Raw genomic sequence first — 19,740 nt, 5'->3', positions numbered from 1 at the left:
GACTATAAACTCAAAACACTAAACTCGAGACTGGAAGAAGCATGGACGAGAAAAAAGGACACTACAAAGTAAAAGACCTGTCGCTGGCAAAGGCAGGAAAACTCCGCATTGAATGGGCAGAATCACGTATGCCCGTTCTCATGGCGCTTCAGGAGAAATACCGGAAAATCAAACCGCTGAAGGGATACCGTATCGCGGGCTGTTTGCACGTGACAAAGGAGACAGCCGTGCTGGTGAAAACATTCATCGCAGCCGGCGCTCAGGTGAGCTGGAGCGGGTGCAATCCCCTTTCGACGCAGGATGATGTCGCCGCGGCTCTCGCCGCTGACGGAGTCTCGATCTATGCCTGGCACGGAATGAACGTCGAAGAGTTCTACTGGTGCATCGAGGAGTCTCTCCGCTTCAAGCCGAACCTGACGCTGGACGACGGCGCGGACCTGATCTTCACCGTCCACAACAAGCACACCGAGCTCATTCCGACCGTCATCGGCGGAACTGAGGAAACGACAACGGGCGTGCATCGCCTCCGGGCGATGGCGGATGACGGGGCGCTGAAGTATCCTGTCATCGCGGTGAACGATGCTGAGACGAAGTGGGATTTCGACAACGTCTACGGAACCGGTCAATCGACACTCGATGGTATCCTGCGGGCGACGAGCGTCCTGATCGCCGGCAAGAACTTCGTGGTCGCAGGATTCGGACACTGCGGACGGGGCGTTGCGACGCGGGCCAAGGGCCTCGGCGCGAACGTCATCATCACCGAAGTAAGCCCTACAACCGCACTGAAAGCGACGCTTGAGGGATTCCGTGTGATGAAAATGGACGAGGCGGCGAAAGTCGGAGACATCTTCGTCACGGCGACAGGCGTCAAAGACGTCATCGTCGAACGCCATTTCAAATCCATGAAGGATGGAGCGATCGTCTGCAACACAGGTCACTACGACTGCGAAGTGAACATCGTCGATCTGAACAAGCTGAAGAAGAGCGTGCGCGAAGTTCGTTCAGACAATGAAGAATACCTGATGAAAGACGGACGACGGATCTATCTGCTTGCGCAGGGACGCCTTGTCAACCTCGCGGCAGCGGAGGGACATCCGTCGGAGGTGATGGATATGTCGTTCGCCAACCAGTTCATGTCGCAGCTCCGCCTGGCGGAATTGCACAAGAAAGGAAAGCGCCTCGAGAACAAGGTCTATGACATCCCGAAGTCGCAGGACCAGGAAATTGCAACCGTGAAGCTCCTGACCATGGGCCTCAAGATCGACAAGCTGACCCCCGAACAGGAAAAATACATGAACGATTACTCATCGGGCACGTAGTAGATTCGTTGTTGCACGTGTTTTGTTAGGGCTGTCCCAACGTACATTTGGGACAGCCCTTTTTCTTTGCTTTGCTGTCTTTGCGTGAAATTTCCCTTGACACGCTGAAACATTTATCGTAATATTACGATAGAATATGTGTGCGCAAGTTGAAGAACTAGCCGCAAAGAACCGCCAAGAAGATCTCTAGCTTCTGTTTTCCTATCGGGACAAATCGCTCATTGCTCTTGGCGCCCTTTGCGGTTCATCTTTCTCTTTGTACAAGAACGTTACCAATCTGTTATGGGACTCTCAAAGACAGAATCGTATACCGCGAAGCAAAACCGGATCGCGGACCTGGCAAAGGCGCTGGCCCACCCCGCACGCGTGGCCATTCTGGAATTTCTCGCCAGCAAGGATGCCTGCATCTGCGGCGACATCGTCGAGGAGCTCCCCCTTTCCCAGGCAACGGTTTCACAACACCTGGCCGAACTGAAACGAGTAGGACTCATCAAGGGGGAATTTGAAGGACCGCGGGTCTGCTACTGCATCGACAAAAAGGCGTGGGAGGAAGCGAAACAGTTGCTTTCGCAATTCCTTATCGATGTGAAGAAGTGCTGTTGATGAACATTGGAAAGATCGTCACGCAAAGGCGCAAAGACGTTGAGCAAACGGAGGACACAATGAACAACGAACAAGAAATCAAAGAGATGGTAAAGGAGAAGTACGGCGCCATCGCCAGGCAGTCAAAGGAACAAAACCAATCGTCGTGCTGCGGAAGCACCTGTGGATGTTCGGATGTCGATTTTTCAGTCATGGCTGAGGACTACAAGACACTTCCCGGCTATGTCCCGGACGCCGATCTTGCATTGGGCTGCGGGTTACCGACCGAATTCGCTCAAATCAAACCGGGTGACACAGTTGTGGACCTTGGCGCCGGCGCAGGCAACGATTGCTTTGTGGCCCGCTCTATTGTCGGCGACAACGGGCGCGTCATCGGCCTCGACATGACCGAAGCGATGATCGAGAAGGCCCGCGCAAACGCCTCGAAGCTTCGATTCACGAACGTGGAGTTCCGGCTCGGCGACATTGACCACATGCCAATCGAGGACCACACTGCGGATGTTGTCGTCAGCAACTGCGTCATGAATCTGGTACCCGACAAGAAGAAGGCGTTCGCCGAAACTTTCCGCATACTCAAGCCGGGAGGACACTTCAGCATCTCGGACATCGTGCTCCAAGGAGAACTCTCGGATGAACTGAAGAAGGAAGCGGCACTCTACGCCGGTTGCATTTCCGGGGCTGTTCAGAAAGAAGAGTATCTCAGCGTTATCAAGGAAGCCGGGTTTGTGAACATCTCGGTTCAGAAGGATCGCAAGGTCGAAATCCCGAACGAGATTCTCATACACTATATGACACTAGAACAACTGAGGGAATTCAAGCAGAATCACGTCGGGATATTCAGCGTGACCGTTTACGCTGAGCGTCCCTCGTAGAAAATTAACCACGGATGACACGGATCGTACGGATACACACGGATTGACCAATCCGTGGAAATCCGTGTCATTTCCGCGTGATCCGTGGTTCATTCCTAAGGAACCCCCGATGACTCCATCAAACCGAATACTCATACTTTGCACAGGCAACTCCTGCCGCAGTCAGATGGCAGAAGGATTTCTCAAGTCCTTCGATGCCGCGCTGGAAGTATTCTCAGCCGGCACCTCTCCCGCAACCCGCGTCCATCCCCGCGCCGTTGCTGCGATGAAGGAAGCGGGGATAGAGATCAGCTCTCATTCCCCCAAGTCCGTGGATCAATTCCTCTCTCTCCCCTTCGACTATGTTGTGACCGTCTGCGATAACGCGAAAGAGACTTGCCCGATATTCTCCGGAATCGTGAGGCACCGTCTGCACATTGGATTTGACGATCCGGCGGATGCGACCGGCGCTGACGAGGAAGTCATGGCGGAATTCAGGCGCATACGCGACGAGATCAGGGATGGGTTCAAGAAATTCTACACAGAAGTAATCAAACAGGAATAGCCCAATGGAAGCCATCGGAAAGCGCCTCTCGTTTCTCGATCGATATCTTACGTTGTGGATTTTTCTTGCAATGGCGATCGGCGTCCTGACCGGGTATTCATTTCCGGGCGTTGTGAATTTCTGGAACTCTTTCCAGAGCGGCACGACAAACGTCCCGATCGCGATCGGCCTCATCCTGATGATGTACCCGCCGCTCGCGAAAGTGAAATACGAAGAGCTCGGAGACGTCTTCACAAATGTGCGGGTGTTGACTCTCTCGCTTGTCCAGAACTGGCTCATTGGTCCCGTCTTCATGTTTGTTCTGGCGATCATCTTCCTTCAGGGATATCCGGAATACATGGCGGGATTGATCATCATCGGCCTCGCCCGGTGCATCGCCATGGTCATTGTCTGGAACGAGCTGGCAAAGGGGGACACAGAATACGCAGCGGGACTTGTTGCATTCAACTCGGTCTTCCAGGTCCTCTTCTTCTCTGTCTATGCCTATATCTTCCTGACGGTCTTCCCCTCCTGGCTTGGACTCAAAACCTTCGCCGTCGATATCACCATCGGGCAGATCGCACAGAGCGTCTTTGTGTATCTCGGGATCCCGTTCATCGCGGGGATTGTGACGAGATTCACCATGCTCAGGATCAAAGGCAGGCAGTGGTACGAACAGGAGTTCATACCGAAGATTTCCCCCATCACCCTCATCGCACTTCTTTTCACGATCTTTGTCATGTTCTCTCTGAAAGGCGAGTACATAGTGAAGATTCCGCTCGACGTTCTTCGCATCGCACTGCCCTTGGTGATCTACTTCGTTGTGATGTTCTTTATTTCTTTCTACCTGGCGAGGAAAATCGGCGCAGACTATGCGAAATCCGCCACGCTCTCCTTCACAGCTGCGAGCAACAACTTCGAACTTGCTATCGCCGTTGCCATCGCGGTGTTCGGCATAGGCTCCGGCGTGGCATTCGCAACAGTCATTGGTCCGCTGGTAGAGGTGCCGGTCCTTATCAGCCTCGTCAACGTATCGCTCTGGATCCAGAAGAAGTATTTCGGTTCACCAGAGCTGCTGGCCACGTAGGCTCAGAGATCTGTATCTTGTCATCCTCCCGGCCTGATTTCGCCTATCCATTCAGCGAGGTTCGAACGTATCCTTCCTTTCGTATTTCCCCTGTTTGACAAACAATCAAAATTTGGATAAGATATTCAGCAATCGAATGGAGGCACCATGTTCGCTCAGTTGAATCCGAAAGCGCGTTTTGCCCTTATTGTTACTGCCTTGTGGCTGCTTCCCGCTTTGCAGTTGTTTGCGCAAGCAGGCAATCAGGCGTCAAACTACATGCGAAGCGAGATGATGATTCCTGTCCGCGATGGGGTGAACCTCCACACCGTCATCTTCACTCCAAAGGGCCAACAGGAACCTCTTCCCTTCGTTATGCTCCGGACACCGTACGGCGTTGACAACACCGCTCCGCCTGACAAGTCGGCGTACCTCGAGGACATGGCCAAAGACCGCTACATTTTCGTGTTTCAGGATATCCGCGGTCGGTACAAGTCGGAAGGGAAGTTCGAGATGCAGCGCTTCTCACGGGACAAGCGCGATCCCAAGTCGATCGATGAAAGCACGGACACGTACGACTCCATCGAGTGGCTTCTGAAAAACATCCCGCTCAACAATCAGAGAGTTGGAGTGCTCGGCATTTCGTACGGCGGGTGGCTGACGGTCATGGCTACACTCGAGCCGCACCCGGCCCTCAAGGCAGTGTCCGAACAAGCGACGCCGGCTGACATGTTTCTTGGCGACGACTTTCACCACAACGGCGCGTTCCGGTTAGGCTACGCCTTCGAATATGCATTCATGGAAGAGGCATCAAAGGTCGATACGCTTTTCCCGTTCGATAGGTATGATACGTACGACTGGTACCTCAAGCTGGGACCGCTTTCGAACGTGAACGCGAAATACTTCCACGGAACAATACCTTCCTGGAATGATTTCGTGAACCATCCGAATTACGACGAGTTCTGGCAGAAACAGTCTCTTCCCTATCGCCTCGATGCTCCCACCGTCCCCATCATGCACGTCGCGGGATGGTGGGACCAGGAAGATTTCTACGGCCCCCTGAAGACCTATGAAGTGCTCGAGAAAAAAGACTCGCTCAAATGGAATTACCTCGTTGTCGGCCCGTGGAACCACGGCGGGTGGAGAAGAGGAGATGGACGCATGCTCGGAAGGATCGGATTTGACACGTCCACCTCCATCACGTACCGGCAGAGCATTCAGGCGCCCTGGTTTGCCTACTGGCTGAAAGACAAAGGTGATGGGCGTTTCCCTGAAGCAGTCACATTCCGCACCGGGACAAATTCATGGCAGACGTACACAGAATGGCCCCCGAAGAAAGCACAGCAGAAGAATCTGTACTTGCGCGCCGGCAGCCGTCTTTCCTTTGATGCACCGGTTGCTTCGGATCATGGAAATTTCGACTCGTACATCTCCGATCCGGCTCACCCTGTCCCCTACCGTCAGCGGCCCGTCGACGCACTCGGTCCAGGCACACGCTGGCCCTTCTGGCTGACGGAGGATCAACGGTACGTTCACGACGACCACAGACCAGATGTTCTGAGCTGGGAATCAGAGACGCTGCAGGAGGATGTCACCGTAAGCGGCAATATCGTTGCTCATCTCTTCGCATCAACGTCAGGGACGGACAGCGATTGGATTGTGAAGCTGATTGATGTCTATCCCGAGCTCTATCCACCGCAACGCTCGATGGGAGGCTACCAGCTGATGGTGGCGAATGAAGTGTTCCGCGGAAGATTCCGCAAGAGCTTCGAAAGACCCGAACCTCTGAAATCCAACGAGGTGAACGAGTTTGTCATAGACCTGCGTCACACTGATCATTCGTTCCTCAAGGGACACAAGATTATGGTACAGGTACAGAGCACCTGGTTCCCCATTATTGACCGGAATCCGCAGAAGTACGTTGAGAACATCTTCCTGGCGAAAGAAGCAGATTTTCAATCAGCGACACAACGCGTGTTCCGTTCGACCGAGTTTCCGTCACACATCTCATTACCAATCATAACAAAATAGAAGGAGCACCACGTGAAATTCACATCCATACTCACACTCACATTTCTCCTGATAGCCATGACCTCAATCGCATCTGCAGACCCCCAGTCGAAAGCCGACACGACCAAAGTCGTGGTCACGACAACCATGGGGAATTTTACTATCCTCCTCTTCGAGAAGGAATCACCGATTTCGGCAAAGAACTTCCTCGCCTATGTCGATAGCGGGTTCTACGGCGGACTCACGTTTCACCGTGTCATCCCGGGCTTCATGGCGCAAGGTGGCGGATTCATGAAGAACCTCAGCAAGCGGCAGACTATCCTCCCCCCCATCAAGAACGAATCTGACAACAACATGAAGAACGATCGGGGAACGCTTGCGATGGCGAGGACATCCGATCCTCACAGCGCGACGTCTCAGTTCTTCATTAATGTCGTCGACAATTCCATGCTCAACTTCACTTCTCAGGGATGGGGATATGCCGTGTTCGGAAAGGTGATTGAAGGAATGGACGTGGTGGACAAGATCGTCGCAGTCAAGACCGAAACCAAGAACGGGATGAAGGATGTCCCGGCGGAGCCGGTGATTATTGTGTCGATGAAGAGGAAGTGAGGGGAGTTTCGAGTTTCGAGTTTGAAGTTACGTTCCACTTTTTACTTCAAACGTTTACTGTTTACGGTTCACGATTCACTATTTACCTCCTGAGCTATCTAAGGACCTCACTATGAAACGCTCTGTTCTTCTCCTCGCGCTGTTGCTTTTGACAAGCACGGTTGCTACCTCCCAATACGTCCGCTATTTTGGGGACAAGACCATGCGTGTCGATTTGTATCACACCGGCACAAAGGGACAGGAGACGATAAGCCTTGACAGGGTTTATCAGGAAGGCGAATGGCCCGGGACGCGCACGCAGCTGATCGACCCGATGAACTTCGGTGAATACATCGTCCGGGTGTACGATCTTGCCTCGTCGCAGCCGATTTTCAGCAGGGGCTATTCTGCCTACTTTAATGAATGGCAGTCAACCGACGAAGCGCTGGGCGGAGTATATCGCACCTTCCACGAGACCGTCCGCTTCCCCTTCCCGAAGAGTCCGGTCCAAGTGACCATCTCCCGCCGCGACAAACAGATGGTGTTTCATGAGATCTTCTCGACGACGATCGATCCGAATGCCTCCTCGCAGGTTCACAAGGAGCCGCATGCTCCGGCCTACAAGTTCGCCAAAATCGTTGACAACGGTGGTCCGCAGAACAAGGTCGACCTTCTCATTCTTCCTGACGGATATACGAGCGCTGAGATGGAGAAATTCCACACCGACGCAAAACATTTCGCAGAGGTCCTGCTCGGGACAAGTCCGTTCAAAGAACACAGGAAGGACTTCAACGTGTGGACGATCGATGCCACGTCGAACGAGTCGGGGATTGACATTCCGGGCAAAAATGTCTGGAAGGACAATGTGCTGGGAACTACCTACGACACATTTGGGAGCGCCCGGTACGTTCTCACAGAAGAAAACCGCACGCTTCGTGACATCGCTTCCGCTGTTCCGTATGACGCGATCACGATACTCGTCAACGACACGCGCTATGGCGGAGGAGGCATTTACAATCTGTATCTGACCACCTTCACCCGGACGGATGCAAAAGGGATGGAATGGCAGATGGACTATATGTATGTGCACGAGTTCGGACATTCGTTCGCCGGGCTCGGCGATGAGTACTACACCTCACAGGTGTCGTACAATGATTTCTATTCGAAGGGAATCGAGCCGTGGGAACCAAATCTCACGGCATTGAACGACCCCGCGAACCTGAAGTGGAAGAACCTCGTTGCACCCGGCACTACTCTCCCGACGCCTTGGGAAAAAGCGAAATTCGACAGCCTCGAGCACGAGCGCGCAATATTGGACAGGCTCGCTCCGGATTACTATGCGAAGAGGGAGCCTCTCTATCGCCAGACAGAGGCTCTTTTGAAGAACTCACCCTCTGCCGGCAAGGTTGGCGCATTTGAAGGGGCGGGGTATGTTTCCAAAGGCGTCTTCAGACCGGCAATCGATTGCAGGATGTTCTCGCTCAGTCTGGTCGACTTCGATCCCGTCTGCCGCGCCGCAGTCGAGAGGATGATTGAGTATTTTACGAAGTGATGGACGTAGCCCGAAATTCATTTCGGAACAGAGGAGAAACTTGGGGTGAGGCGGTAGACGGTAGACGGGAGAGGTGAGACGGGAGACGAAAGATGAATTAACCACGGATTTCGCGGAAGGAGCACGGATACCCACAGATGTGTTTTTTTCCGTGACGATCCGTCTCATCTGCGTCATCCGTGGTCATTCATTTTCTGCGCACTGCACTTTTCACGGAGGCGCAGTTGAATCAACACGACAGGCGATGGCTACGTTGGCTGCAGATGACCGGCATCGCCGTTGCAGCCGCTCTTATTTTCTGGACAGTGGCACTTATGCTTTTCGAAGACAAATTCATTTACTTTCCTGAAAAATACCCAAATGGAGCGTATGAACAGGCGCGGTCCATTCCGAACCTGCGTGACTGTTGGGTAGCGACGGAAGACGGTGTTAGACTCCATGCATGGTTCGCTCCGGCGGAAAGCGCAAGGGCTACACTTCTCATTTCCCACGGCAACGGCGGAAACATTTCGTACCGATACCTGCTGATGCGCTCGCTGGTGCGTCAGAAATTCAACGTGTTGATGTATGATTATCGCGGTTATGGCCGAAGCGAAGGAACTCCGAGCGAGGAGGGGATCTACAAAGACGGCAGGGCATTCTTCGACTACGCGTCGACGCAGCCCGAGGTCGATCCGAAGAAGATCATTCTGTGGGGAACAAGTCTCGGCGGCGCGGTAGCCACCGATGTCGCCGTTCACCGCAAGGCGGCAGGGTTGATACTCGAGTCGACATTTACTTCGGGGAGTGACGTTGCGCGCGTTCTCTATCCATTCCTCCCTGTCGCTCCCCTCATGCAGAGCAAGTTCAATACAATCGACAAGATCAAGACCCTCCATCTTCCCGTTCTGGTGATGCATGGAGATCTCGACGAGATTCTTCCAATCGGTTTGGGCCGAAAGCTCTATGCCTCAGCGAACGATCCGAAGGAGTTCTACGAAATCACCGGTGCCCGGCACAATGATACGTTTTTCGTTGGAGGCGACGAGTACTTCAACCGGGTCGGTCTCTTCACATCCAAGATCCTCCCGCCTCCAATCCCACCCGTCCGCTAACAGCGCTCCAACTGCAACCTTTCTCCGCAACCTGAGGTCTAACGAAAGCGCCTTCCCTCCAGCTTGAAATGGCCCATATTTGACGGCCATTCCCGTAACCTTTGATTGCAGACGGCGTATCAGAAGGGGCAGCACCAGTTTCCACCCTCTCAAGTTCTCCGAATTCTTTTCGAGGCGCTCATGAAAAAGAAAATCATCTTTTCTGCCATTACAATCATCGTCATTGCCGGTGCGGCTTTCATGTTCTTCGGTACTTCAAAATCCACGAAGGACGAGGCGCTGCCCTTGGTGAAGGTCAAGACCGGGACGATCGTGGACAAAGCGCTGGCTGTCGGAACCATCGAGCCGGAAATCGAAATCTCCGTCAAATCGAAAGTATCGGGAGTCGTGAAACATCTCTTTGTGGATGTCGGCCAGTACGTCAAAGCCGGACAGCCCCTGGTTGAGATCAGGCCGGACCCGACACCGATCGAGCTGGCGGATTCAAAACGCCAGGTACAGTTTGCGCAAGTCGATGTCGACAACCTGAAAAAGGACCGCACGCGACAGGAGATTCTTTTCAAGAACAGGCTGATCTCGGATAAAGAATATGAAGACTTCCAGAAGAAGTTCGACGAGGCTGAGCTTCGCGTGAAGATCGCCACCGAGAAACTCGCGTTGATGGAGAGCGGCAAAGTAAAAATCGGTGACACCCAGATCGAATCGATTGTCAAAGCTCCGATCGATGGCTATGTTCTCAACCGTGCCATCGAAGTCGGCGATCCGGTTACGCCGCAGACCTCGTTCATGGAGGGAACAGCGCTGATGAAGATGGCAAATATGGACCGGCTCCTCTTCAAAGGGACCGTCGACGAGATCGACGTAGGCAAGATGAAGGAAGGAATGGACGTGGAGATCAAAGTTGGCGCGCTGCCGACAGACACGGTGAAAGGCGTTCTCAGAAAGATATGGCTGAAGGCGCAAAAGAAGGACAATGCGACCGTATTTCCGATCGAAATTCTGATTCCCGGTGCCAGGAGCACTACACTGCGGGCAGGCTATTCGGCGAACGCCAACATCATCGTGCAGAAGAAAAACAACGTGCTGACGATTCCCGAGCGGGTTGTCACGTTCAGAAATGACTCATCCTTCATCAAGATTCCTCTCGGCCAGGGTAAGGACAAGGAAAAGCTGATCAAGACGGGCCTGAGTGATGCGATCAACATTGAAGTCGTGTCGGGCCTGAAAGAGGGGGACGAAGTGTGTGAGAAACCGGTGAAGAAGATTGATTGATGAGAAGGCGGAATACAGAATACAGAATTTAGAATCTAGAATGCAAGATGTGGAATTCTGACTACTGAATTCTGAATTCTTTCAGAGAGCAACCATGAATCATCTCGGCACAATCATATCAGAGTTCATTCTCGACCTTCGGGCGCAGAAGCTGCGGGCGTTCCTGACGATGTTTGGAATTGTCTGGGGAACCGTGACGATCATCGTCCTCATCGCATTCGGCGTCGGGTTCAAGAAGCAGATGTCGATCAACATGCACGGCATCGGCGAGAGCATCGCGATAATGTTCCCGGGCAAGACAACGAAGCCGTGGGAAGGTTTCGGCATCGGGCGTCCGATGACGTTCGTGGAAGAAGACACGAAGCTACTTGCAGGTCAGATTCCGGGCATCAAGGCAATCAGCCCCGAATTTGGGAGGCGGACACCCACCCGCGTCGGACAGAACATTCTCACGCCGTTGATATCCGGTGTCCATCCGATCTACGCGGACATGCGGAACATCATTCCGGAGCCGGACGGCCGATTCATCGACGACATCGATCTCAAACACCGTAAGCGGGTCGCTGTCATCGGAAACAAGGTCAAGGAGTTTCTCTTCGGCGAGAGCAGCGCTCTGGGGAAGGTCATCTACGTCGGTCAAGTCCCCTTCACCGTCATCGGCGTAATGCAGAAGAAGACGCAGAGCTCTTCGTATAATTCCCGCGACCAGGACCGCGTGTTCATACCTGCCTCGACTCATTCGTCGATTTACGGATCGATCTATCTGAACAATATCATCTACCAGGTGTACGATCCGCGGCAAGGAGAAGAGGTGATGGAGCAGGTACGCTCGGTCCTCGCAAAGCGATACAAGTTCGATCCGGCGGACAAAGACGCCGTATGGATCTGGGACACGACGTCGTTTGACAAGTTCATTTTCTATTTCTTTCTCGGATTCAACATCTTCATGGGAGCCATCGGGAGCTTCACGCTCGGCGTCGCAGGAATCGGTGTCGCGAACATCATGTTTATCGTTGTGCAGGAACGGATTAAGGAGATTGGTGTGAAACGGGCCGTCGGCGCCACGCGGTCAAATATCCTCTTCCAATTTTTCATGGAGACGTTTTTCATCGTCGGGCTCGGTTCTGCTCTCGGGTTCCTCATCGCGTTCGGCATCATCACGGCTCTCCAGTATGTCCCTATCAAAGAGTTTGTAGGAACGCCTGAGTTTTCGTCTGAGGTAGCAATCGCCACAGTCACGATGCTGTGCATCATCGGGCTCGCTGCCGGCTTAATGCCTGCACGCAAAGCGGCGAATCTGGACGTGGTGGAGTGTTTGCGAACGTAGAGCTGAGTAATTTGCGATTGTCGATTGCCGATTGTCGAATAGCAATCGAAACTCGCAGACGAGTAATCGAAAATCGACAATTGGAAATCGACAATGTACTTTGAGCTTCTCAGAGACTTCTTCCAGGACCTTCGGGCGCACAGGACGCGGGCGATTCTCACGCTGGTAGCAATCACGTGGGGCACGGTGGCGGTGGTGCTTCTTCTTTCATTCGGCGAAGGGCTCAGCGACCAGATGATGAAAGGGATGCTGAACGCCGGCGACAGAATCATGATCGTCTACGGCGGAGAGACAGGCTTGACGTTTGACGGACTCCCGAAAGGCCGGCGGATCAGGATGGTGGAAGACGATGCCGATCTTCTCGCCCGGGCAATCCCTTCGATCGACATGATTTCCCCGCAGTACCGGCGCAATGTCACGCTGAGCTACGGCAAGTTTTCCATCACCACGGAATGTGAGGGTGTGAACCCATTCTTTGAGGAAATGCGCCGTATGTTCCCGAGCGCCAACGGGAGATTTCTCAACGAGATCGACGTGCTCGATCAGCGGCGTGTGCTGTTCCTTGGCCCGGAAATCGCGAAGGACATCTTCAAAGAAGAAGACCCCGTCGGCAAGACGCTCCTGGTCGAAGACGTGCCATTTACGGTTGTCGGCATCATGCAGAAGAAGATCCAAACGGCGATGAATAACGGCCCCGATGTCCGACGCGCCATCATGCCCTACAGCACGTTCAAAACTTCCTACGGTAATATTTATGTGAATTCACTCCTCGTGCGCCCTTCTGATCCGAGTCAGCAGGAACGCGTGAAGAGTGAAATCTTCAGAGTCCTCGGGAGCAAGTACCGGTTTGACCCCACCGATGAGCGGGCGATTGGCATCTGGGACTTCATCGAAGCCGAAAAAATCAGCCGCAAGATCGGGCTCGGCGTGTCGATTTTCCTGTTCTCCGTCGGATTCCTCACGCTGCTGATCGCGGGCGTAGGCGTTGCCAACGTGATGTATGTGGTCGTCAAAGAACGAACACGTGAGATCGGCATCAAGATGGCTGTCGGCGCGCGCCGTTCATACATCCTCTTTCAGTTCATTTTTGAAGCGTTGTTCCTCGCTTTCATCGGCGGCAGTATCGGTATGCTCTTTTCGTACGGCGTCATCTCCGCCGTCCGCATGATTCCAATCGGCGACGGCGTCAACGCGATGCAGTTCCTCGGTCGGCCTGTCCTTTCCGCCGCCACCATGCTGATGACAACCGGAGTGCTTGCAGCCATCGGTTTGGCCGCAGGCTTTTTCCCTGCCCGCAAAGCGGCGAGCGTCGATCCGGTGGAATCACTGCGATACGAATAGGGCCTATCTGTTCTTCCCCGCCGGGCTTCATTTCAGGCGCATGTTCGTGATGTTGCCCAACCCCCCATTTATGGATATATTGGAACACGGTTCGTCTCACCTCGTTCTTCAGCAGATCACCAGATACGCTCGAAGACCATTCTCAACAAATCGGGAGCACTTGCGATGAAACTCCATCGGGCACTTCGGCTCTTTGCGACCGCTTCGGCGGTTGTCCTACTTTTTGTTCAATCGACATTATTCGGGCAGGCACTTCAATATCCCCAGACGAAAAAGGTCGATCACGCCGACACGTACTTCGGCATCAACGTGCCAGATCCGTACCGCTGGCTTGAAGACGACAACTCGCCTGAGACGGCCCAGTGGGTTGAAGCAGAGAACAAGGTTACGTTTGGATACCTGGAGAAAATCCCGTACCGGCAGCAGGTGAAGCAGCGGCTGGAGAATCTCTTCAACTATCCGAAGTATACTGCCCCTTTCCACCGCGGGGATACCTACTTCTTCTACAAGAACGACGGTCTCCAGAACCAGAGCGTGCTCTACATTCAGAAGGGACTCGATGGAACACCCGCCGTGTTGATTGATCCGAACAAGCTCTCCGCAGACGGAACATCGCGGCTTGGAGCATTTGCGCTCACGCGTGACGGCACAAGGGCGGTCGTTGGGATTTCCCGGAGTGGGTCGGACTGGCAGGACTACTTCGTCATGGAAACTGCCACGAAAAAGTATTACGCCGACACGCTGCAGTGGATCAAAGCCTCCGGTGCTGCATGGCTTGGGGACGGCTTCTTCTACAGCCGCTACGATGCTCCCGAGAAAGGCAAGGAGCTTTCGTCCAAGAACGTCAACCAGAAGGTGTACTTTCATAAGGTCGGAACGGCGCAGTCGGCGGACGAGCTCATCTATGAAGACCCGGCAAATCCGGAGCGCTTCAATTTCGTGAGCACCACCGAAGACCAGCGTTTCGCATTCCTCACAATCTCTGAACGCGGAAAGGGGAAAGAAGGCAACGCGTTGTTCTATCGGGATCTGAGCAAAGGAGAGAAGAATTTCCAGCCGATCGTGGCGGAAATCGGCGAATTCAACTTCAACGTCGTCGATAATCTTGAAGACAAGCTGCTGATCCGGACAAACAAGAATGCTCCCAACGGGAAACTCGTCCTTATCGATCCCAAACATCCCGAAGAAAGGAACTGGAAAGAAGTGCTCCCCGAGAAGCCTGAGCCACTCCAGAGCACAAGCACTGTCGGCGGCAAGCTGATCGTCACGTACCTCAAGGATGTCGCGACGCGGGCGTATGTCTACAGCCTTAGCGGCAGACTGGAAAACGAGATAAAGCTCCCGGCACTCGGCATCGCAGGCGGATTCGGAGGGGAAAAGTCGGATCCATTCGTGTTCTACACATTCACCTCCTTTACGTTCCCCCCGACGATCTACAAGTACGATATCGCGACAAAGAAGAGTACCGTCTTCAGGGCGCCGGAGATCGCCAATTTCAATCCCGCTGACTACGTCACGAAACAAGTGTTCTTCAAGAGCAAGGACGGGACGAAGATTCCGATGTTCATCGTCCATAAGAAAGGCCTCGCCCTGAACGGAAAGAACCCGACGCTCCTCTACGGCTACGGCGGGTTCAATATTTCCACAACGCCAGGATTCAGTGCTACACGTCTTGGACTGCTGGAACAAGGCTTCGTGTACGCTTCCGCGAACATGCGTGGCGGCGGTGAATACGGCGAGAAATGGCACCAGGGGGGAATCAAGTTGAAGAAACAAAATGTGTTTGACGACTTCATCGGGGCGGCGGAATACCTGATCGCCAACTCGTATACGTCGCCATCGAAGCTCGCCATTCAGGGGGGATCGAACGGGGGATTGCTGGTCGGTGCCGTGATAAACCAGAGACCGGATTTGTTCCGCGTCGCCATCCCGCAAGTGGGTGTGATGGATATGCTCCGCTATCACAAGTTCACGATTGGCTGGAACTGGAAGCCCGACTACGGATCGAGTGACGATGAGGAGGAATTCAAAGCCCTCCTCGAGTATTCTCCCCTGCACAATGTCAAAGACGGTATGAAGTATCCGGCAACGATGGTGACGACGGCAGATCACGATGACCGTGTCGTTCCGGCGCATTCGTTCAAATATGCGGCGACGCTGCAGGAGAAGTACAAAGGAGAGAACCCGGTGTTGATCAGAATTCAGACCCGGTCGGGACATGGCGCGAGCAGCACAACGAAAGCTATTGAGGAGACGGCGGATATCTATTCGTTTATCTTCTTCAATATGGGGATTACGCCGAAGTACTGAAGAAAGCGGTTAGCGGTTAGCTATTAGCGCCCAGCGGTTATCAGAAAAATCGGCAGGTAACCAGGGGTGGACCGTGCAAACTTCGGTTCACCCTTGCTTTTTCCTCCCCCCCACCTCTCTCAGCTCGTCTCCCGTTTTACGTCTACCTTCTCACGCCGGGTTTCTCATCTGTTCCGAAATGAATTTCGGATTACGTCACGCGTACTGGCCTGCGACCCAACCTGACGACCAGGCCCACTGGAAGTTGTATCCGCCAAGCCAGCCGGTTACGTCTACACACTCGCCAATGAAATACAGCCCGGGAGTTTTACGGGCCTCCATCGTCTTGGACGAGAGTTCATCCGTATCTATTCCTCCGACCGTCACTTCTGCCTTGCCGTAACCTTCCGTTCCGCTCGGAACAATGTTCCACCTGTGCAGTCCTTCGGCGATTTTCTCCAGATCCTTCCGGGAATACCGCTGCATTGGTTGTGACCCTCCGAGCCGTTCGCACCACTCCACCGCAAAACGGCGAGGGAGATGCTGATCGAGAACGGTGGCCAGTTCCCGCGTTGTCTGGTGCGCGGCGAGAAGAAGATCTGACGCATTCGCATCTGGCAACAGATCAATCGTCAGCGATTCTCCTTCCGTCCAGTAGGAGGAAGATTGAAGGATCCCGGGACCGCTCAATCCCCGATGAGTGAAAAGAATGTTCTCGCGAAATGAAGCCGTACCGCATGAAACAACTGAGTCGACAGAGATCCCTGCGAGCTTTCCAAAGAACCGCAGGTCTTCGAGATTGAACGTCAGCGGAACAAGGCCAGGCCTCAGCTTCGTGACAGTCAGGCCAAACTGACGGGCAAGTGAAAAACCGAAGTTCGTCGCACCGAGCTGCGGGATCGAAAGGCCTCCGGTGGAGACGACAAGCGAATCCGACTCATACAGCCCAAGCGATGTCTGCACCTGATAACGGCTATCCCTTGTCACCTTCTGTATCTCACATCCTGCGTGCAGCCCGACTTTCGCTTCTTTGCATTCCTGCAGCAGCATGTCGATAATCTGCCGGGAGCTCCCGTCGCAGAACAACTGACCGAGTTTTTTTTCGTGGTACTTGATTGCATGTTTTTCGAGGAGAGCAATGAAATCAGCTGCAGAGAATCGTGCCAGGGCCGATTTGCAGAAGTGGGCATTTTGTGAAATGAACCTGCTGGCGTCAACGTTGAGGTTTGTGAAATTGCAGCGACCGCCGCCGGAAATCAGAATCTTTTCACCGGCTTTGTCATTGTGTTCAAGGACGAGCACGGCACGGCCCCGTTTACCGGCTTCGATGGCGCACATCAGTCCGGCTGCGCCGGCGCCAATGATGATGACATTGTAGTAATTCAGAAAAGCGCCCTTCTCAGAACTTGATCAAAGAAATCTCACGCAAAGCCGCAAAGACAGCAAAGGACTCGTTCGTGAGAGATTCATGCAGATCCTGACTGTTTAATATCCCACAATTTCACTTCACGGTCAATCGGATGACAACAGTCACCTGCGCGCAATGGGAATTGATTACCTGCCGAGTATTCGTTACCATCTTACCAGAAGCTGTCTCAAAAACGTATTGTCTCGATTCCAATAGATGTGACCTTTGCGGTTCTTGGCGTTCTTGGCGGTTATATTTCAACCGCGAAGGCCGCAAAGAGGCGCCAAGGGGATTTTTGAGATGAGTTCTACTCACATGCCCGACTCGATCACACTTATCAACCACGCTACCGTGCTGATTCAGCTCGGCGGGGTCAACATTCTGACCGACCCGATCTATTCGTGGACAGTTTCCTATATGTTCCCCCGCCTGCAGAGAGCGGGGATCCCGCTCAAAGACCTCCCTCCCATCGATTACATCCTTGTTTCGCATAGCGACTATGACCATTTGAATATGAAAACGCTGCGGCGACTCCGCCGCCGGGGCGCTTCCACGCTCATTCTTCCAAAGGGGATCGGTTCCTACGGAGAGCGGGCCGGCTTTCCGAACGTCATCGAGATGAGTCGCTGGGAGAACTTTGAAGACGACCGAGTGAAGATCACCTGCGTGCCAGCCAAACACGTGAGTAAGCGAAAACCCGGGGATGCGACAACGAACGCCTGCGCCGGTTTTGTTGTTGAGATCAACAAGCGATCAGTGTATTTTGCCGGCGACACCGCGTACGCCGAATTCTTCCCGGAGATTGGATCGCGCCATGAGCTCGATGTCGCCCTGCTTCCCATCGGCGCCTACAAACCTGAGAAATGGTTCAAAAACCTCCATCTCCATCCGGTGACGGCGCTTCAGGCTTTTCAGGATCTGCGGGCCAAACACCTCGTGCCGTTCCATTGGGGCACATTTTGGATCAGCGACGAGCCGATGGAAGAGCCGCCGCAGAAACTTCGCGAAGAAGCGCATCGACTCAATCTTGAGGACAAGGTTCACGTCCTTCGAAACGGTGAATCTTTTCGGTTTTGATCATCTTTGAGGTTTGCACACATTGCCAGTATCTTCCAGCTGAAAAACGATGACCACCTACACTGCTACAACAGAAGGAATCAGGATCACCGTTCAGCCCGTCTATCTGGATGGTCAATCGGATGTGCTGAAGCGGAAGTTTGTCTTCGCATACTTCATCCGCATCGAGAACAACAGCTCACAACGGGTACAACTTACGCGTCGCCGGTGGTATATCAAACATTCGACCGGCAAAGTCGAAGAGGTCGAAGGTGAAGGTGTCGTCGGAAAACAACCTGATATCCGTCCCGGAGAATTCCACGAGTATAGCAGCTACTGCGTCCTGGAAACACTGGAAGGGACCATGGAAGGGACGTATCTCATGCAGCGGGAAAACGGAGAGCTCTTCCGGGTCACCATCCCAAAATTCACGCTCCGTGCCATGTCGAATTAACACCCGGCCCGGTACACGCATATTGCACTCCCTATGAAACTCTTCTTCCAGGAATACGGCACCGGGCAGCCCCTGATCATCCTGCACGGCCTGCTGGGAACACTCGACAACTGGCACACACTCAGCAAAAGATTCGCGTCTTCCTACAATGTGCTCGCAGCCGACTTGCGCAATCACGGACGATCACCTCATTCGGACAGCCTGTCGTACGAGACCATGGCTGAGGACGTGCTTGAACTCATGGAGAGTCAGCACATCGGTTCGTCTCACATCCTCGGCCACTCGATGGGAGGAAAAGTGGCAATGACCCTGGCTCTAGCAAACCCCGAAAGAGTCAGCAAGCTCATCGTCGTCGACATTGCACCGAGGTCCTATCGTCGGTTGCACGATGAACTACTCGATGCGTTGATGTCGGTCGATCTTGCGCGTTTCCAATCACGGCACGATATCGACGGGGAGCTGGCAGAAAAAATACCAGACAGGTCGGTCCGGCAATTCCTGATGAAGAACCTCGCACGCGACGAGTCCGGATTGTTTCATTGGAAAGCGAACCTCGCGACGATTTCAAAACACGACGAAGAGCTTTCGACTGAAGTAGACGCAGCCGCCCCGTTTCCGAATCCGACACTGTTCGTCAAGGGAACACGATCGGACTACATCATCGAATCTGACACTCCTGCGATACAGAGACTGTTCCCGAAGGCAAGAATCGAGTCGATCGATGCCGGCCATTGGGTGCACGCCGAGTCTCCCGACCGGTTTGCCGATGTTGTTGAGCGATTTCTTCGTGAAGGCTCTTAGAACCCTGATCGAAAACAAAATAATTGCCACAAAGGCGCAAAGGCACGAAGAAAATGTAGAGAAAGAAATGAAATCATCTCACTACCTTGTGACTTCGTGACTTGCCTGCCCGCCTCGAAGAACTGAGTTAGCAGGCGGGGTGGCGACATTTTTCGACTGGCT

General features: G+C 53.5%; 17 protein-coding genes. 16 read left to right on the top strand and 1 reads right to left on the bottom strand.

What is annotated here, in order from left to right; translation table 11 throughout:
* Positions 1-41: 41 nt before the first annotated feature.
* The 13 genes from NTU47_05510 (at position 42) to NTU47_05450 (ending at position 15,880) form a co-directional block, all read left to right on the top strand.
* Positions 42-1,319: an adenosylhomocysteinase gene (locus NTU47_05510; protein ID MCX6133257.1), complete on the top strand. Its 1,278-nt coding sequence runs from the start codon at positions 42-44 to the stop codon at positions 1,317-1,319.
* Positions 1,320-1,601: 282 nt separating this feature from the next.
* Positions 1,602-1,922 carry a metalloregulator ArsR/SmtB family transcription factor gene (locus tag NTU47_05505; protein ID MCX6133256.1) on the top strand — a complete coding sequence of 107 codons (321 nt, stop codon included), beginning with the start codon at positions 1,602-1,604 and terminating at the stop codon, positions 1,920-1,922.
* Between the two features lie 59 nt (positions 1,923-1,981).
* A complete protein-coding gene (locus tag NTU47_05500) occupies positions 1,982-2,794 on the top strand; it encodes an arsenite methyltransferase (GenBank protein MCX6133255.1) in 813 nt (270 codons plus the stop codon).
* A 109-nt stretch (positions 2,795-2,903) separates the two neighbouring features.
* The gene (locus tag NTU47_05495) at positions 2,904-3,338 is read left to right on the top strand and encodes an arsenate reductase ArsC (GenBank protein ID MCX6133254.1); all 435 of its coding nucleotides are present in this window, start codon (positions 2,904-2,906) and stop codon (positions 3,336-3,338) included.
* A 4-nt stretch (positions 3,339-3,342) separates the two neighbouring features.
* Positions 3,343-4,404 carry an ACR3 family arsenite efflux transporter gene (gene arsB / locus NTU47_05490; GenBank protein ID MCX6133253.1) on the top strand — a complete coding sequence of 354 codons (1,062 nt, stop codon included), beginning with the start codon at positions 3,343-3,345 and terminating at the stop codon, positions 4,402-4,404.
* A 147-nt stretch (positions 4,405-4,551) separates the two neighbouring features.
* Positions 4,552-6,414: a CocE/NonD family hydrolase gene (locus tag NTU47_05485; GenBank protein ID MCX6133252.1), complete on the top strand. Its 1,863-nt coding sequence runs from the start codon at positions 4,552-4,554 to the stop codon at positions 6,412-6,414.
* A 12-nt stretch (positions 6,415-6,426) separates the two neighbouring features.
* Positions 6,427-7,005, top strand: a complete 579-nt coding sequence (locus NTU47_05480) for a peptidylprolyl isomerase (protein MCX6133251.1) — start codon at positions 6,427-6,429, stop codon at positions 7,003-7,005.
* Between the two features lie 112 nt (positions 7,006-7,117).
* Positions 7,118-8,536: a M64 family metallo-endopeptidase gene (locus NTU47_05475; protein ID MCX6133250.1), complete on the top strand. Its 1,419-nt coding sequence runs from the start codon at positions 7,118-7,120 to the stop codon at positions 8,534-8,536.
* A gap of 224 nt (positions 8,537-8,760) precedes the next feature.
* Positions 8,761-9,630 carry an alpha/beta hydrolase gene (locus NTU47_05470; protein MCX6133249.1) on the top strand — a complete coding sequence of 290 codons (870 nt, stop codon included), beginning with the start codon at positions 8,761-8,763 and terminating at the stop codon, positions 9,628-9,630.
* 180 nt (positions 9,631-9,810) lie between these two features.
* Positions 9,811-10,902, top strand: a complete 1,092-nt coding sequence (locus NTU47_05465) for an efflux RND transporter periplasmic adaptor subunit (protein MCX6133248.1) — start codon at positions 9,811-9,813, stop codon at positions 10,900-10,902.
* A gap of 94 nt (positions 10,903-10,996) precedes the next feature.
* On the top strand, positions 10,997-12,229 hold the full coding sequence (locus tag NTU47_05460; GenBank protein ID MCX6133247.1) for an ABC transporter permease: 1,233 nt from the start codon (positions 10,997-10,999) through the stop codon (positions 12,227-12,229).
* Between the two features lie 93 nt (positions 12,230-12,322).
* Complete coding sequence (locus NTU47_05455) at positions 12,323-13,570, top strand: ABC transporter permease (GenBank protein MCX6133246.1); 1,248 nt, start codon at positions 12,323-12,325, stop codon at positions 13,568-13,570.
* A 165-nt stretch (positions 13,571-13,735) separates the two neighbouring features.
* Positions 13,736-15,880 carry a prolyl oligopeptidase family serine peptidase gene (locus NTU47_05450; GenBank protein MCX6133245.1) on the top strand — a complete coding sequence of 715 codons (2,145 nt, stop codon included), beginning with the start codon at positions 13,736-13,738 and terminating at the stop codon, positions 15,878-15,880.
* A 195-nt stretch (positions 15,881-16,075) separates the two neighbouring features.
* Here the strand turns inward: NTU47_05450 and NTU47_05445 are convergent, their stop codons facing one another.
* Positions 16,076-17,221, bottom strand: a complete 1,146-nt coding sequence (locus NTU47_05445) for an NAD(P)/FAD-dependent oxidoreductase (protein MCX6133244.1) — start codon at positions 17,219-17,221, stop codon at positions 16,076-16,078.
* A 361-nt stretch (positions 17,222-17,582) separates the two neighbouring features.
* Between NTU47_05445 and NTU47_05440 the strand changes: the two genes are divergently transcribed.
* From NTU47_05440 to NTU47_05430, 3 genes are read left to right on the top strand one after another with little or no spacing between them, the layout of a single operon-like run.
* Positions 17,583-18,344, top strand: coding sequence for an MBL fold metallo-hydrolase (locus NTU47_05440; protein ID MCX6133243.1), 762 nt, complete (start codon positions 17,583-17,585; stop codon positions 18,342-18,344).
* 49 nt (positions 18,345-18,393) lie between these two features.
* The gene (gene apaG / locus NTU47_05435) at positions 18,394-18,777 is read left to right on the top strand and encodes a Co2+/Mg2+ efflux protein ApaG (GenBank protein MCX6133242.1); all 384 of its coding nucleotides are present in this window, start codon (positions 18,394-18,396) and stop codon (positions 18,775-18,777) included.
* Positions 18,778-18,810: 33 nt separating this feature from the next.
* Positions 18,811-19,578: an alpha/beta fold hydrolase gene (locus NTU47_05430; GenBank protein ID MCX6133241.1), complete on the top strand. Its 768-nt coding sequence runs from the start codon at positions 18,811-18,813 to the stop codon at positions 19,576-19,578.
* Positions 19,579-19,740 lie beyond the last annotated feature (162 nt).

This window comes from Ignavibacteriales bacterium, from assembly GCA_026390595.1.
Classification (GTDB): domain Bacteria; phylum Bacteroidota; class Ignavibacteria; order UBA10030; family UBA10030; genus UBA9647.
Note: the sequence above shows the minus strand (reverse complement) of the source record. Positions and strands in the feature narration are given on the sequence as shown.

Bases quoted from the DNA above. Each gene is read 5' to 3' on its own strand.
- NTU47_05500 (MCX6133255.1), top strand. From the start codon at position 1,982: ATGAACAACGAACAAGAAATCAAAGAGATGGTAAAGGAGAAGTACGGC.
- NTU47_05455 (MCX6133246.1), top strand. From the start codon at position 12,323: ATGTACTTTGAGCTTCTCAGAGACTTCTTCCAGGACCTTCGGGCGCAC.
- NTU47_05450 (MCX6133245.1), top strand. From the start codon at position 13,736: ATGAAACTCCATCGGGCACTTCGGCTCTTTGCGACCGCTTCGGCGGTT.
- NTU47_05430 (MCX6133241.1), top strand. From the start codon at position 18,811: ATGAAACTCTTCTTCCAGGAATACGGCACCGGGCAGCCCCTGATCATC.
- arsB (MCX6133253.1), top strand. From the start codon at position 3,343: ATGGAAGCCATCGGAAAGCGCCTCTCGTTTCTCGATCGATATCTTACG.
- NTU47_05465 (MCX6133248.1), top strand. From the start codon at position 9,811: ATGAAAAAGAAAATCATCTTTTCTGCCATTACAATCATCGTCATTGCC.
- NTU47_05475 (MCX6133250.1), top strand. From the start codon at position 7,118: ATGAAACGCTCTGTTCTTCTCCTCGCGCTGTTGCTTTTGACAAGCACG.
- NTU47_05495 (MCX6133254.1), top strand. From the start codon at position 2,904: ATGACTCCATCAAACCGAATACTCATACTTTGCACAGGCAACTCCTGC.
- NTU47_05440 (MCX6133243.1), top strand. From the start codon at position 17,583: ATGCCCGACTCGATCACACTTATCAACCACGCTACCGTGCTGATTCAG.
- apaG (MCX6133242.1), top strand. From the start codon at position 18,394: ATGACCACCTACACTGCTACAACAGAAGGAATCAGGATCACCGTTCAG.
- NTU47_05460 (MCX6133247.1), top strand. From the start codon at position 10,997: ATGAATCATCTCGGCACAATCATATCAGAGTTCATTCTCGACCTTCGG.
- NTU47_05485 (MCX6133252.1), top strand. From the start codon at position 4,552: ATGTTCGCTCAGTTGAATCCGAAAGCGCGTTTTGCCCTTATTGTTACT.
- NTU47_05510 (MCX6133257.1), top strand. From the start codon at position 42: ATGGACGAGAAAAAAGGACACTACAAAGTAAAAGACCTGTCGCTGGCA.
- NTU47_05505 (MCX6133256.1), top strand. From the start codon at position 1,602: ATGGGACTCTCAAAGACAGAATCGTATACCGCGAAGCAAAACCGGATC.